This is a genomic window from Marinobacter sp. M3C (assembly GCF_023311895.1).
GTDB lineage: Bacteria > Pseudomonadota > Gammaproteobacteria > Pseudomonadales > Oleiphilaceae > Marinobacter.
On record NZ_CP092284.1, the window covers coordinates 1534724 to 1548841 of the forward strand.

Annotated in this window: 13 protein-coding genes; 1 reads left to right on the top strand and 12 read right to left on the bottom strand. The window is 53.6% G+C overall.

What is annotated here, in order from left to right:
* Positions 1 to 14 precede the first annotated feature (14 nt).
* The 11 genes from MIH18_RS06935 to MIH18_RS06985 all read right to left on the bottom strand — a co-directional run bounded on the left by MIH18_RS06935 (position 15) and on the right by MIH18_RS06985 (position 10975).
* Positions 15 to 1823, bottom strand: a complete 1809-nt coding sequence (locus MIH18_RS06935) for an ABC transporter ATP-binding protein (protein WP_249007952.1) — start codon at positions 1821 to 1823, stop codon at positions 15 to 17.
* On the bottom strand, positions 1817 to 2725 hold the full coding sequence (rfbD, locus tag MIH18_RS06940; protein WP_249007951.1) for a dTDP-4-dehydrorhamnose reductase: 909 nt from the start codon (positions 2723 to 2725) through the stop codon (positions 1817 to 1819). The genes MIH18_RS06935 and rfbD overlap by 7 nt, the downstream gene beginning before the upstream one ends.
* On the bottom strand, positions 2722 to 3786 hold the full coding sequence (gene rfbB, locus MIH18_RS06945) for a dTDP-glucose 4,6-dehydratase (RefSeq protein WP_249007950.1): 1065 nt from the start codon (positions 3784 to 3786) through the stop codon (positions 2722 to 2724). The genes rfbD and rfbB overlap by 4 nt, the downstream gene beginning before the upstream one ends.
* Positions 3787 to 3796: 10 nt before the next feature.
* Complete coding sequence (locus tag MIH18_RS06950; protein WP_249007949.1) at positions 3797 to 6037, bottom strand: polysaccharide biosynthesis tyrosine autokinase; 2241 nt, start codon at positions 6035 to 6037, stop codon at positions 3797 to 3799.
* Entirely contained in the window at positions 6030 to 6491 is a 462-nt protein-coding gene (locus tag MIH18_RS06955) for a low molecular weight protein-tyrosine-phosphatase (protein WP_249007948.1), read from the bottom strand. Before MIH18_RS06955 ends, MIH18_RS06950 begins: the two co-directional genes overlap by 8 nt.
* A 2-nt stretch (positions 6492 to 6493) precedes the next feature.
* Positions 6494 to 7618: a polysaccharide export protein gene (locus MIH18_RS06960; protein WP_249007947.1), complete on the bottom strand. Its 1125-nt coding sequence runs from the start codon at positions 7616 to 7618 to the stop codon at positions 6494 to 6496.
* Positions 7619 to 7805: 187 nt separating this feature from the next.
* Positions 7806 to 8288 carry a transcription/translation regulatory transformer protein RfaH gene (rfaH, locus tag MIH18_RS06965; RefSeq protein ID WP_249007946.1) on the bottom strand — a complete coding sequence of 161 codons (483 nt, stop codon included), beginning with the start codon at positions 8286 to 8288 and terminating at the stop codon, positions 7806 to 7808.
* Positions 8289 to 8450: 162 nt separating this feature from the next.
* A complete protein-coding gene (locus MIH18_RS06970) occupies positions 8451 to 8810 on the bottom strand; it encodes a hypothetical protein (RefSeq protein WP_249007945.1) in 360 nt (119 codons plus the stop codon).
* A complete protein-coding gene (locus MIH18_RS06975) occupies positions 8807 to 9778 on the bottom strand; it encodes a hypothetical protein (protein ID WP_249007944.1) in 972 nt (323 codons plus the stop codon). Before MIH18_RS06975 ends, MIH18_RS06970 begins: the two co-directional genes overlap by 4 nt.
* 11 nt (positions 9779 to 9789) lie before the next feature.
* On the bottom strand, positions 9790 to 10059 hold the full coding sequence (locus MIH18_RS06980) for a hypothetical protein (RefSeq protein ID WP_249007943.1): 270 nt from the start codon (positions 10057 to 10059) through the stop codon (positions 9790 to 9792).
* A 124-nt stretch (positions 10060 to 10183) separates the two neighbouring features.
* Positions 10184 to 10975 carry a hypothetical protein gene (locus MIH18_RS06985; RefSeq protein ID WP_249007942.1) on the bottom strand — a complete coding sequence of 264 codons (792 nt, stop codon included), beginning with the start codon at positions 10973 to 10975 and terminating at the stop codon, positions 10184 to 10186.
* Positions 10976 to 11220: 245 nt separating this feature from the next.
* On the opposite strand from MIH18_RS06985, the gene MIH18_RS06990 reads away from it, so the two are divergent.
* On the top strand, positions 11221 to 11685 hold the full coding sequence (locus tag MIH18_RS06990) for a helix-turn-helix domain-containing protein (protein WP_249007941.1): 465 nt from the start codon (positions 11221 to 11223) through the stop codon (positions 11683 to 11685).
* Between the two features lie 338 nt (positions 11686 to 12023).
* Here MIH18_RS06990 and MIH18_RS06995 read toward each other — a convergent pair whose 3' ends face one another.
* Positions 12024 to 14105 carry an EAL domain-containing protein gene (locus MIH18_RS06995; RefSeq protein WP_249007940.1) on the bottom strand — a complete coding sequence of 694 codons (2082 nt, stop codon included), beginning with the start codon at positions 14103 to 14105 and terminating at the stop codon, positions 12024 to 12026.
* Between the last annotated feature and the right edge of the window lie 13 nt (positions 14106 to 14118).

Consider the following 14118-nt stretch of genomic DNA (forward strand, 5'->3'; position numbering starts at 1 on the left):
CAGGTGTCGTTCGGTTACGCGTGCTGTGCCATGTGCTTGAAGATCTGGTTTCTTTCAGTCAGTTGGGTGTAGGTGCCGGCATCCACAACGGTGCCCTTGCTTAATAAATAGATGATGTCGCACTGCTTTACGGTGGCCAGGCGGTGGGCAATCATGATGATGGTTTTTTGGCCGGCGAAATCGTGGATGGCGTCCATGATCAGTTTTTCGGTAATGCCGTCCAAAGCGCTGGTGGCTTCGTCTAGAATCAGCACTTCGGCGTCGTGGTATAGGGCTCTCGCGATGCCTATACGCTGACGCTGGCCGCCGGACAGTTGCACACCGCGCTCCCCTACTCGTGTGTTCAAGCCGTCTGACAGCTCCTGGACCAGTTCTTCCAGGTGGGCCATTTTGGTGGCGCTGCGGACCTTTTGGTCGTCTATTTCATGTTCAGGCAGGCCGAAGGCGATGTTTTCGCGAATGCTGCTGTCCGCCAGAAAGATGGATTGCGGTACAAAGCCCAGGGTGTTCTGCCAGGCGCGCAGGTTGTCTTTGGTAATGGGCTTGCCATCTACTAATAACTGGCCTTGTTCGGGCTGCATCAGGCCCAGTACCAAATCAATAGCGGTGGATTTGCCAGAGCCGGAAGAACCTACCAGGCCAATCACGCTGTTAGCGAATATAGTGATATCCAGATTTTTCAGCGCGGGGTTTTTCTTGCCTGGGTAGGCGAACGTCACGTTTGTGAGCTGAATGGAGGTTTTAGGAACCAGGTGCGTATTGCTTGTTTGTTGAGCCGTTTTCGCTTCTACAGATTCGTTGACTGCGCTGGCTTGCAGGTCGCCTTTTATGGCTTCGAAGGCTGACATATTGCCTCGCATTCCAGATAGACTGCTGTAAATCTGCTGAAACGCGGGCAGCAGTTTGAAGCCTGCCAGTGCGTACACGGACAACACCGGCAGAATAGTTCCCAAATTACCCTGGTGGCTAGTCAGCAAATACAGGATCAAGAAGATCACGCAGCCAAAGGCCACCAGTTCCATGGCGAAGCGTGGCACCTGGCTCATCACCCCATTGGTGCCTTGGGCGTGGGCGAATTGGCTGCTGGCTTTAGCAAAGCGGCTGATGAAATCTGGCTGCCGGCCTAATAGCAGCGTGTCTTTTATGCCGCCAAAGCCTTCGGCCATTAATTTGAATCTTGCTTTCTGGGTGCGACTGATGGTTTGGCCGTTGGCCATTAATCGTTTGCGCACGATGTAAAACAACAACCAGTAAGCTGTGGAAAAAATAGCGATGCCGGTGATCGCCACGGTGGGGTTGTACAAAAATATGCCAACGGCCATCAAGATGGCCATTACCAGCTTTGCGTTCATCTGCATAAAGGGATTAATAATGCCCCCTGTAACCCGACCACACTCCCCCATAATCTGCTTGGTCAATTCACTGCTGCTGCCACTGGCATGAAACAACCAGGGCTGATGCATGTAATGTCGATACAAGCGGGTGCTCATTTCCGCGCCGATCCGCGCGCCGTACATCAACATGCGCCACGTAGTAATTGTTGAAATAACGGCCGCCAGTGTCAGCAGGCCCATTACTCCAATGCCTACCCAAAACAAAAACTGCTCTGGCGAGCTGGCGCCGGTGACGTTGTAAATCTGCGCCAGGCGGCCATCGCCTTGCAGTTGGCTCATGTCGCCGACCAAAGCCATAAATGGCCCGATGGACACCACACCGGCAATTTCAGCGAAGGCCATCAATACAACTAACAGCTGAAGTTTGATGAGCTTTTTGCGCTGTTGTTTGGTCAGAAGGCGGTAGAGTTCTAGCAGTTGTTTCAGCATATAGGGTGTTTCACTATTTCCATCAGTGCCCGCGTCACGCCTAACTTCCAGTGGGGCAAGGTTAGGCCAAAACGGGTTTGCAGCTTTTGGGTGTTCAGGCGTGAATTCAGCGGGCGTTGGGCCGGCGTAGAGTAGTGTTCGCTGGCGATCGGCATTATGGACTGCTGCGTTGCGGTGACCGGGGCGCCTAGGGCTTGCAGGGTTTCGGCGATGTAGCGGGCGTAATCACACCAACTGGTGTCGCCGCTGGCGGTCAGGTGGTAAACGCCGTTGTCGATCATGCCGGCGCGGCGGGTGCGCAGGCAGTGGGCGGTGATGTCGGCAATCAGTTCTGCCGAGGTGGGCGCGCCAATTTGGTCCCCCACTATGTTCAAGCTAGGCTTTTGCTGCACCAGGTTAGCCATGGTGTTGACAAAATTGCGGCCTTGGCGGGCGTACACCCAGCTGGCGCGAAAAATCATGTGGTGGCCGCCGGCCTGTTGTATGGCGTGTTCACCGGCCAGTTTGCTTGCGCCGTAGGTGTTTAGCGGGTGGGTGCTGTGGTGTTCTTGCCAGGGCAAGTCGCCGGCGCCGTTAAACACGTAATCGGTGGAATAATGTACGAGCAAGGCGCCTACGGCTTTGGCAACTTCGGCCAGTACACCGGGGGCTGTGGCGTTTATGCGGTGGGCCAGCTCTGAATTTTGTTCGGCGGCATCTACGGCGGTGTAGGCCGCGGCGTTTACAATCACGCTGGGGCGCAGTGTTTGAATGGTTTGCTGCAGGCCTTCGGGGTTGGCTAAATCACCGCAAAGGCCGTTTTCGGTTTCGCGGCCCAGTGCCACCACCGAACCCAAGGGCGCCAGTGCACGTTGCAATTCCCAGCCTACCTGGCCGTTTTTGCCCAGTAGCAGGATGTTCATGCACTGGCTCCCAGGCGTTCACGCTGGTAGCTGCCGTTGGCGATGCGCTGGCACCAGTCTGTGTTGTTCAGGTACCACTGCACGGTTTTGCGCAGGCCGGTTTCAAACGTTTCTTCTGGCACCCAGCCCAGTTGCTGCTGGATTTTGCTGGCGTCTATGGCATAGCGCTGGTCGTGCCCCGGGCGGTCGGTTACGTGGGTGATCAGGTCGCGGTAGTGGGTTACGCCTTTGGGTTTGGCGGGGGCCAGTTGTTCCAGCAGGTCACACAGGGTGTGTACTACCTCTATGTTGCGTTTTTCGTTGTGGCCGCCAATGTTGTAGGTTTCACCCACCTGGCCTTCAGTGACGACTTTATAGAGGGCGCGGGCATGGTCTTCCACGTACAGCCAGTCGCGCACTTGTTCGCCCTGGCCGTACACCGGCAGAGGCTTGCCTTCCAGGGCGTTCAGAATCATCAGCGGAATGAGTTTTTCCGGAAAATGATAAGGCCCGTAATTGTTAGAGCAGTTGCTAATCAGCACCGGCAGGCCATAGGTACGGTGCCAGGCGCGTACTAAATGATCGGAACTGGCTTTACTGGCCGAGTACGGGCTGCTGGGGGCGTAAGGGGTGGTTTCGGTGAACAGGTCGGTGGTGCCTTCCAGGTCGCCGTAGACTTCATCAGTGCTGATGTGATGAAAGCGGAACCCAGCTTTTTTGTCGCCGTTCAAGCTGTTGTAGTATTGGCGGGTGGCTTCCAGCAGGGTGTAAGTGCCAACGATGTTGGTACCGATGAATTCCGCCGGGCCGTCGATAGAGCGATCAACGTGGCTTTCCGCCGCCAGGTGCATAATCAGGTCGGGCTGATGGCTGTTCAGCACCGCGTCCATGACCGCACGGTCGCAGATGTTGTGGTGTTCAAAGCGGTAACGTTCGCTGTGCAGGGTGTCGGCCAGGCTGTCTAGATTGCCGGCGTAAGTCAGTGCATCCACGTTCACGACCTTGTGAGGGGTGTTGCGGATGATGTGCCGCACCACCGCGGAGCCGATAAAGCCGGCGCCGCCTGTTACCAGTATGTTCATAGTGTTTTTCTTACTTAGTTTTTTCGGATTTGTAGTTGTAGTTATAGTAGCGGTAACTGCCATAACCGTAAGCCGAGGCTTTCTTGACGATGGCGTTGAACACCACGCCTTTTATGGTGACGCCGTTAAGTTCGAAGCGTTTGCGCGCCAGGTCGATTTCTTTGGCGGGGTTCAACCCAAAGCGGGTGACCAGCATGGTGGTGCCGGCGTATTTGCCGACAATGGCTGCGTCGGTTACCGCAAGTATGGGCGGGGTGTCTATGATCACCAGGTCATACTGTTTGGAAGCCTGTTCTAACAGATCAGCAAAGCCTTTACCCATTAACAGTTCCGAGGGGCTGATCGGGGCCGAGCCGCGGGAGATAAAGTCCAGCGTGTTGGCGCCGGTGTTGCGCACCACTTGTTCCAGACTGGCGTTGCCCAGCAGTACCGCCGACAGGCCTTTACCGTTGGGCACGCCCATCGTGATGTGGGAGGTGCCGCGGCGCAGATCGGCGTCTATCAGCAGGACTTTTTGGCCGCTTTGCGCCATTAACACCGCCAGGTTGGTGGATAGGAAGGTTTTGCCGACGTTGGTGCTGGGCCCGGTGATCATCAGTACGTTGTTGCTGGCCCCCAACATGGCAAAGTGCAAGCTGGTGCGCAGGCTGCGCAGGGCTTCAACCGCTGAATCTGCCGGGTTGATCACCGCTAACAGCTGGGATTTTTCGTCGCCGTGGTCGGATTTTTTGCGGCGTTTGGATTCCAGTTTTCGCTGGGTGGTGGAAAACGGCACGCCGGAGTAGACCGGCAGACCCATTTTTTCAATTACTTCGGGGTTTTCTACGCCGCGGTTAAAGGCTGCGCGGCCCAGTGTGAGTAAGCAGCCGGCGATAATGCCCGCCACCAGGCCGATCAGGGTGATCATCGATTTACGGGGTTTGATGGGGCCCGAGCTGGATACGGCTTGGTCTATTACGCGGGTGTTGCCTACGGCGCCGGCCTTGGCGATGTCTAGCTGCTGAATTTTTGACAGCATTTGCAGGTAAATGTCGTTACCCAGTGCCACGTTGCGGCGCAGGCGAATGAGTTCCTGCTGGGTTTGTGGCAGCCGGGCGATTTCTTTTTCAAGTTCTTGCTGACGGGCTTCCGTTTCGGCGATGCGGAACAACCAGTCTTGATAGGCTGGATGATCGGGCTGGTATTTGCCCTGAATGTCGCGGCGCTGGAATTTCAGCTCGGTCAGTTGTTGTTGCAGGCGCACGGATTCACTGAATACCACGCTGACTTCGGCGCTGATGTCGATGATGCCGGCCCGAATCTGATAGTTGTTCAGGCGTGTTTCAGCGGCTTCCAGGTCTTCTCTTACACCCGGCAGGGTGTCGCGCAGGAAGTTCAGCGATTGCACGATGGGCGCGCTGCTGCGCTCGATGTTTTGTTTAACGTAGAGGGCGGCCACGGCGTTCAGGATGGATTCGGCCACGGCGGGGTTTGGGTGTTCCAGGAACAACCGCAGCATGCCGGACCCTTCTCGCCCCGCGGCAATGTTGAGGCGACCTTGCAGACCTAAGATGGCGTTTTGGCGCCGCTGGCTTTGTACCTGGAATAAGGTGCCGGGGTGAGCTACAAGGGTTTGCACTAAGGTACTAAAGCCGTTGTTTTCGGCCAGTTCGCCCACGGTGCCGGTTAACAGCGGTGCGCCGGCGGTGCGGCGGTCAAAGTTGTCGGGGCTGCCGGGGTACAAAGCCCAGGTGTTTGCACTTTGCGCCTGTAAGGTTAAAGCACCGCCAACCGCCTGTGGTGGCACGTTAAAGCGTGCCAATTCCAGCTGTTCGCCACCCCAGGCGTAACCTTCGCCGTAAAGGGGGTCGGCCAGGGTGCCGGCGGGACCGCTAAAGCGCGAGGCCATGAATTTGCCAATGAAGGGGTAATAATGTTTGGCGGAGAATACGTTCAAGCTAAGCTCGTCTACCACCTGCCCCAGTACGAAGCGGCTTTCAATCAAGGCTATTTCAGCGGCGGCACCGGAGCCGGCGCCGCGCAGGCTGCCCAGATCTTGCACGGACAGCACACCGGAGTTTCCGGGTTCTACCTGAATCAGCGCGTTGGCGCTGTAGATCGGAGTTTGGCTGCTGGCGTATATGGCCGCAATACCTGCGCCCAGTGCCGCGATGGCGATAATCCAGTAGCGGCTGTCCCAGAGCAGGCCTAGCAGGGCCAGTAAGTCGACTTGTTGGTCTTGGGGTGCAGCGGTGTTGGGTTGTTCACTCATTAACGGGGGTGTCCAGGTAGCTAAGCCAGGCGTTGGTGGCTTGGTCAATCAATTGGTCAACGTGGTCAAACGCTTCGCGCTGCTGGCGTACTGGGTCGGGTATGGGTTGTTGTTCGCCCCAGTGGTCCAGCAGAAATATACGGCCGCGGGCCAGCGGTTCTATCCTGTGCAATAGGTCTATGTGGGCCGGTTCCATCACCAGTACCACATCGTGCTGCAGCAGCAGTTCCGAGTTCACCTGGCGGGCGCGATAGCCTGCGGCGGTTAATCCGCGGCTTTGCAATTGTTCTTCCACAATCGGATGCACCGGCGAACCTAGGGGCGGGCGCAAACCGGCGGATGCCACGGTAACGCCACTGCCAGGGCAAAGCTTTGAGCGCAGCAGGTGCTCCGCCAGAGGGCTGCGGCAAACGTTGCCGACGCACACCATCAGCACGCTGTTAAGGTGCATCATTATTACTCGTTATTGATAAGATTGTCGTTAATTGCGTTGATCAGGAAAAGCGGCTGAACGGTGGGCAGCAGCTGGGCAATAATCCGGTTCCAGCGCGCAACCGGCGCGGCGGTTATGTACACAATGTCGCGTTTTTCCAGCATAAACTGATCTGCCAACACCAAGGCGATGGCGTTTTTGGCGTTGAGTTGAAACACTTGGGCCAGTATGCCGCTGTCAGGCGCGGCGCGGCGGACCACAAAGATGCCACTGGCGTCGGCGGTGGTTTGGCTGAAGCCACCGGCCTGGGTGAGCGCGTCGGCCAGGGTTAAGCCGGTGCGGCCGAGGCTAATAGTTTGCGGCCGGCCTACTTCGCCCAGCACAAACACTTTGGCGGCGTCGTCTGTGGCGATGTGTATTGCGTCGTTGGGGCGCAGCAATACGTTTTGGCGGCTATCGCCATTTTCATAGAGCAGGCGCAGGGAATAGCGTATGGATTGCCCGTCACGAATCAGTGTTACGTTGGTCCAGTCAGCGTTTTTGCTAAGCCCGCCAGCCAGGGTGACGGCTTCGAACAGGGTCATGGCTTCGTTAGACAGGTACTGCTTGCCAGGGCTACCCACCGCACCGGTGATGTACACGCTGCTGGAGCGGAAGTTGGTAACGGTTACGTCTAGCACCGGCTTTTGTAAGTATTGCAGCAGTTTTTCCGTCAGCTCCTGGCGGACTTCTATGGTAGTTAGCCCGGCCACGGGTACGGCGCCCAGGTAAGGGTAAATAATGTTGCCGTCGTGGTGGACGTAGTAACCACTGGCCGCGACATCGCCTTCTGCACTTTGGCTTTGCCCGCTACTGATCTGGGAGTGGCTGTACAGCGTAATATTCAGATTATCGCCAGGGCGGACGATGTAATCGTACTGTTTTATTTGCTTGTTCAGCCCGTTGTCTACGACGGGCTGGTCGCTGCCGGGTTTTACCATAGTGGCCACCAGCTGCGGGGTAATGGCGTAGACGTCTACTTGCTGGCTTAGGTCTTGATCGCTGCCGGAATTTTCGGGCGCCGGTACTGACAAATGGCTGCCCGGTATGATGGTGCAGGCCGACAGCACGACACACGCAAATAAGCCGATCACAAAATTTCGTATCATTAAGGAATATATCCGACTGGTTGAAACTTTTTGACTGGGCACGCTACCGCACGGTTTTCACCGGCCTAGGACAAAAAAGATTCCATCAAGGAAATGCAAACCGGCACAATCGCAGGTTTTTGCTCAAAAATTCGCTACTGCAATGTGTTTACCGGCTGAGCGACGCTATGCGTGTACTATGCCCATACTAAGCCGACGCTAAGGCCGACAGCGGCACTTTTACCCTTTGTTGCTTCTGCATAAAGGTGATCAGCACGATGGCTCTTTCATCGCCGTCATAACTTTGAAAAATGGCGTTGATACCGCTAAACGGGCCACCTTCAAGCTTCAACTCCTGGCCCTTTTGAAGGCCGTCCTGATTATTGATGCCGTCCAAAGTTTTCTGTATTTGCTGCATTATGGTGTCTGCCAGCACGGCCGGGCGCCCACCAAAAATGACTACGCGGCTGACGCCACGGGTTGAGCGTATTTTTGACCAAAGCGGATCCTCCGTCTGCATGTTGATGAACAGGTAACCTTTGAACAGTGGCTCTTCAACCCAGGTACGCTTGAGGTTGCGGATGCGCTGCACGGTAATTTTCGGGAAAAAGGATTCGATACCTTGTTGCGATAAATTAACGAATGCTCTGTCGCCTTCCAGCGGTTTGTACTGAACCACGTACCAAGCCATGCCGCGCCCCCGTTGTTGCGCTGAGTAGTTCCTAGTAAAGCATTTGGAACCTCAATTGGAGTACAAAGTATACCGATCAAAATACTCTATACAAGTAACAAAAATCGGATTTTCGTGTTTTTTTGTAGCATTAGTATTCATATTAAGGATTTTCCCGATCGGCTAACGGCCGGACAATTCGTTTTGAATATTATTTGCTAGGTCAGCCAACGCGTTTTGTTCCGCTGGCGTTAGGGTGCCGGCCGCTTGCGCCTGCGTCACTAAATTGGCGGCCTGCTGCAGGCCCTGGGTGCTCATAGCACTGAGCGGGAATGAGGCAACAACTGCCTGCAGGCGCTGCAGAGCTGCGGCAGCCGAGGGCGGGCTAACTGGCAGAATAACAATCGTTGGCGGGGTTATGGTCATTGGCGGGGTTATGATGGCGGTGGGTGGAATAACCGATACTTCCCCGCTGCGGGCAAGCCCGGCGCCAAAGGCCAGTACCAACAGAATGACGGTGTGTAACGCCTGATTAGGTTTCAAAATAAGTCCTCCCAAAACCAGTATCCGGTGATAATCCAGCGGCGGCCATCCAGCCGGTTGGTGACATCGCCCATACCGAGTGTTATTTGGCTGTTGTAGCGCAGGAATGGGCGAATACCCAGGCCTACCATGACCTCGTCGCCACTCCAGGATGTGCTGGCAGAGAAGCGTGAGGTGAAGCCAATGCCGGCGCCAAAAAAGCCGGCCGGGTCGCGTTCCAGATTTTTTACGCCAGTGCCATAACCGGCGCTGAGCATCAGCGGCAGGTAACCGGAGGCGCTCAGGCTGATGTCGATGATGGTAGAGCCGGCAATGAAGTAGTTGCTGTCGATGTTTTTGGCAGAACCCCAGCTTGCCGCGTTAGCCACACCCAGGGCGACACTGCTGATGCCGCTGCTGCCAAATCCTGGTAACTGACGAAACACCCGGGCGCTGACGTTGCCGTCTTCGCCAAAGTCGTTTGGGTCTACACTTAGAATACCAACGCTTAAATCTGCGCCTATCGATTGACTGGCATCGCCGAAACCCAAGCCCACGGCGCCTGAACCGTCCATGCTGGAGCCCTGAACGCGGTCACGCACGTCGGTTATGGCGCCGGCCGCAAACATGGAACCCCCGGGCAGGCCAAAACCGCTGTTGATGCCAAAGGTGGACACGTTGGGCGGCGGTACCGCCATCATGCCCAGTCCGAGGGTGGACATTCGCCGCTGCAGGGCCGCGGACGGCTCTGAGTTGCCGGCAGGCTGAGACAGGCTACGCAGGTAGTCCAAAAACTCCTGTTCTGACAGTGCGTTTTGCCCCTGGGCCAGCGATGCTGGCAACACCAGTGCGGCAACTAAAATCTGCAGAAGGCGCCGTTTACCACTGGTCGCACGGCGGGGGGGTCGCTCCAGTAATACAGCAATGCCTTCTGCAGAACCCGTTTGCGCCACGGATGTTTCCGCAGCGTTTCTAAGCGCTTGGTGCATCAAACAATCTCCTAGGTTTGGGGATCGAAAGCTTCAAAGTTTCCCAGCGTTTCGGGCTCTGCCCCACTGCCGTCCACATTGGAGCCGTCACCGAAGGTGTTGTCGGAAATGCTGCTGTGCTCTAGGCCGCTCCACTTTTGCAGCATAAGATGCCTTGCAGACAGGTCCTGGTTTGCAAAGCCAGCGTGTGATGGGCCTTGCCCGCCAACGCTCGAGTGGTTTTTCGCAAAGTCTGCAAATAGCTCCGCCATTTGCATTAAGTGCTTACGGATGCCACCCATCTGCTCCTACTCCATTAGCGTACAATTTTCTTTAACATGTGCAAAAGTAGTATTTACAGACGGTCAAGTCAAGATGGTTTGCTTTGATTTTGATGAAGGTGGTACTGAAGGGCTTGGCCTACCATCAAACACAAATGTCGTCTGAGCTGCCAGGGCTTGTGTACAGTCTGACCGGGAGCGACGTCACAAACGAGCGCTGCCAGTTGTTTGAAACGCCATCGTAAATGACGTGTTTGCCTTTTTCATGAATCAGAACACTCAGTCGACTTACGGCCGCCATGTAATGCGACAAGTCCAGCATATCTTCCGACTGATGAATACCCAACCACTGCGGGGTTATCGACACGGAAGAAAAAGCGCCTTCCAAGGCCGTAATCTGCGCCGGTAAGCCTGCTTCATGCGCCGGGTTTTCAAGAGTGAAATCGACACCCACATCGGCCAACAAGAACATGATCTGCCGCAGCTCTCGATATTCACGCACAAACAAAAGATTATTGCTGTCAACCGCAACTGAAAGGTTGTAGCCCGCCAAGGTAAGCGTTTCTGAAGCCTCTGCAAGCAAGCGGCAGAAACGTTCAACGAGTAGCAGACGTACATTAATTTTTAGTATGATCTGGGCGTACCGAAATAAACCCGATGGCCTCGACAGGCTGTTAGCAGAACTGCAGCTTGACAATACTCGCTCTAAACCGGCCACCGCCTCGTTCAGGCTGGCAACCGACAGCGCTTCGCGGCCTTGCTCACCGGGCTCTTCACCATACTCTGCCCCTTCCAAGGCAAACACGAATCCGACCAAATCCGTTCTGCGACTGTAAACCGCAACGCCTTTGAGGGTGCTTTCGTACGCAGAATACGCAGAATCCAAAGTTGTACTGCAGCGTGGTTGCTTTTTGTTCAGCCTTGTATTGCGTAACATGTGCTACCCTCTCGATATAAGACTCTAAAACAAACGAGCATCCTAAATGCAACCCGTGCAACGAACCGGATGTAAATTACAAAATATTAATATATATATGCATATAACAAAAGTGTGACACAGTTTTGATTTTCAACAGACGAACAAGTTAAAGTAAAATCGCAATGACAGCCCCCGCTTGTACTTGATATTAGTACCATGCTGCCGGAACTGTCAATAATTATGACGATACAAAAGAGATACGTATGAAAAGTATGAGTTCTGAGGTAGATATCGTACTTTCAAGGATGAAGAAGATTTTTGGCGTCGAGCGGGACGCTGACCTAGCGCGAGCGCTCGCGATCAGTCCACAAACGCTAAGCTCCTGGAGGCAACGCGCAGCGGTTCCTTACGCACTGTGCGTAGAGTGCGCGAAAACCAAAGGTGCTTCTTTAGACTGGCTCCTGTATGGCGAAGGCCAAATGATGCGCGACAACTCAGCCAGCCCCGCCGCCTTTAATCACAACGTAACGGATGAAGATTCGGTCATACGAATGCAGATTTACGAAATTCTTGAGACCCTTTCCCACGAAGATTTAGAAGACATTCTAAGTGAGGCAGCACACCGGCAACGGTTGCGTGCGCTGGAGCACCGATTTGAAACCCTACAGGCACAGTTTTTCTACAATCAGGAAAGCGACGGCAGCGTACCGGGTAAAAAGACGGCCTGAGGGCAGGATTTCGCTGGGTACAACTTAATAAAAAGGACGATCTGCTCTGATTAGCAATTCGTCTTCACTTATTCTCACACTCAGAATAATGTCTTTATTGCTCGCCCTCACCGGATAAAATTTATTTTTTTCGGTGTCATCCTTGGCAAATTGTTTAATCAGACCTAGCACCAGGTACACTATCAGCAAATCCATTAGTAAAAGAAAAACGGCGAGAATATAAAGCCTTTCAAGAAAAAGAACGTACAAAGCGCAAGATAACAATAGAATAGCAAGGCCTAGCAGCGCCGACGCCTGATTGTACCTGTGTTGCATATGATCACCCCACCCCTTGCGGCTTACTCAATAATGTTGTCAAGAGCAACAACCAGATCACTAAGCGAAACAAGAATTCTGAGCAGCAGCCTATCCCTCTTCTCACCGTCGTCAGTAGAAGACAGTGTTGTTGCTTTTCTGGTCAATTTCAGTGTGTGACGCGCAGCTTGTTCGGCTGCTTTAACCTTGCTTATTCCTTCGTCCGTTAAACAGTCTCTCGCTTCAATGTCACTCATTGTGATCAGCAACGATTGCAGCACAGATTCTGAAATTAGATGAATATTGCAGGTATTAAGGCAGGCCCAAATTTTATCCTGAAGCATACGACGGGCATTAGACAAAGCCTCTGAGAAACCTTTCAGATACTCAGCATCTTCGGCGGCATTTTCTGGTTGACCGCATGTCGCCAAGTAACTCAAAAAGCCGGCTTCCACCAGGGGGCCCGACTGCAAATGACCCTGCACACCGTCACACCCCAAAGCTTTCAATACGTTATGTTGAGCGGAGCGCTCGACGCCTTTGGCATACACGGTTACGCCGTGCCGAGCGGCCAGGCAAACTACGTTTCGCACCAAACGCATGTCAGTTAAATTGTGCTCCAGGTTTTTCAGACAGTGGCGGGCTATCTTTAACGACCGTACCGAAACCGGTTTGGCTTCCAACAGCTGAGCATCGCTGAAAACAAAATCATCAACTGAGAAATCCACCCCGTAAACGCCAAGTGCTCGGAGTGAGGACACCAAGGCACCAAAATCAGCTAGCTTGCTACTATTTACAATATCAATACTGAGAAAACTGAAGGCTCTGGACGAAAACCCATTCATGACAATCAACATTCGCTCAACGAACTCAGGTTTCGCCAACTGCTCTGCTTCAATATTGATACACAGCTTTGTGTAATGACCGGACTTGTACCAACGCTCTAGCGTGATAAGCGCCAGGTCCAATACCCAAAGACTGATATCGTCATAAATAGGTAGGCTTTTTAATTTGGCCAAAAACTCAACAGGCTCTTTAATGCCCTTGCCTGGGTCATTCCAGCGCAGTAATGCTTCTGCACTATGGGGAACTGCAGAGTTAAATTGCATCAAAGGCTGAAAGTACAGACAGAAGTCCCCGCGGCGAAATGCATCGGTAATACGCCTGCCTTCAACTTCTTGCCAGTCCTTGCGATTTTTGCCCTCGCTGTAAAAACACCACCTGTTTAGACCAATCAGTAATGACTGGTAATGGGCCTCGCGGGCCTTGGTCAGCATTTCGAGCGCCACGGGGGGCTCCCAAACACTCCAGACATAAACACCCGCATTTACCGGGAAAGTGTAGGTATTGCCTTCTAACACCACGGGCTCTGACAAGTCGCCAAAAATATTTTCCAGGATCTTTTTATAGTCTGCCCGGTCTTGAAGAATAATAAGAAAACCATTTTTTTCGTGACGTGACAAGAAAACGCCGCGCTCCTCCCAAAGTTTTATACGCAGCGCCAACTTTAAAATGATGGCAGCAACTCTGACCTCTGGCAGCACCTTAGTTTGCTGCCAGTTTTCAAGTGAAAAAATGGCGACCGCATAAATTCTAGACTGCCTTAAGCCTGTCTGACCAAACATTTCCAGCTTGCGCTTTGCCGCGAAGCCATTCGGCAAGCCTGATTGAATATCCAGAAACATTCGTTCTTGCAAGTCTGCCTGAACCCAGTCGGACAGTTTTTTAAGGCGGAAAAGTATAGTGGCGAACGTTTTTCCATCGATATCAAAACGTGAGACACCCGAAATTTCGATGGAAGACTGTAAACCTGATGCCATGAAATGGCAGGTAAATTCGCTGCCAATTGAAGGCAACTGGTCGTGGTCGAGACAACTGTCCGGGGAATTAACAACAAACAACTCAGGAAATGCAGAACCGATAATTTTTGACGGCGTTGTGTCGAACGCATCGACTGCCGCCCAGTTGGCATCGACGATCTTGCTACCGGCTTCGACATCTACAATGAAACCTGGGATAGGCAACTCGTAAAAAACTTGCGAATAGAACATAGGCGCTCTCGGCACCTTTGTCGAAACTGGCCGACCTGTATCAACAGACTTCTTGCCACCTTTGATCAACATCATAGCTGCATTTTCA

What these genes read in the sequence shown, in the direction of transcription:
- MIH18_RS06935 (WP_249007952.1), bottom strand. Translation starts at nt 1,823, where the DNA reads ATGCTGAAACAACTGCTAGAACTCTACCGCCTTCTGACCAAACAACAG.
- rfbD (WP_249007951.1), bottom strand. Translation starts at nt 2,725, where the DNA reads ATGAACATCCTGCTACTGGGCAAAAACGGCCAGGTAGGCTGGGAATTG.
- rfbB (WP_249007950.1), bottom strand. Translation starts at nt 3,786, where the DNA reads ATGAACATACTGGTAACAGGCGGCGCCGGCTTTATCGGCTCCGCGGTG.
- MIH18_RS06950 (WP_249007949.1), bottom strand. Translation starts at nt 6,037, where the DNA reads ATGAGTGAACAACCCAACACCGCTGCACCCCAAGACCAACAAGTCGAC.
- MIH18_RS06955 (WP_249007948.1), bottom strand. Translation starts at nt 6,491, where the DNA reads ATGATGCACCTTAACAGCGTGCTGATGGTGTGCGTCGGCAACGTTTGC.
- MIH18_RS06960 (WP_249007947.1), bottom strand. Translation starts at nt 7,618, where the DNA reads ATGATACGAAATTTTGTGATCGGCTTATTTGCGTGTGTCGTGCTGTCG.
- rfaH (WP_249007946.1), bottom strand. Translation starts at nt 8,288, where the DNA reads ATGGCTTGGTACGTGGTTCAGTACAAACCGCTGGAAGGCGACAGAGCA.
- MIH18_RS06975 (WP_249007944.1), bottom strand. Translation starts at nt 9,778, where the DNA reads ATGCACCAAGCGCTTAGAAACGCTGCGGAAACATCCGTGGCGCAAACG.
- MIH18_RS06980 (WP_249007943.1), bottom strand. Translation starts at nt 10,059, where the DNA reads ATGGGTGGCATCCGTAAGCACTTAATGCAAATGGCGGAGCTATTTGCA.
- MIH18_RS06985 (WP_249007942.1), bottom strand. Translation starts at nt 10,975, where the DNA reads ATGTTACGCAATACAAGGCTGAACAAAAAGCAACCACGCTGCAGTACA.
- MIH18_RS06990 (WP_249007941.1), top strand. Translation starts at nt 11,221, where the DNA reads ATGAAAAGTATGAGTTCTGAGGTAGATATCGTACTTTCAAGGATGAAG.
- MIH18_RS06995 (WP_249007940.1), bottom strand. Translation starts at nt 14,105, where the DNA reads ATGATGTTGATCAAAGGTGGCAAGAAGTCTGTTGATACAGGTCGGCCA.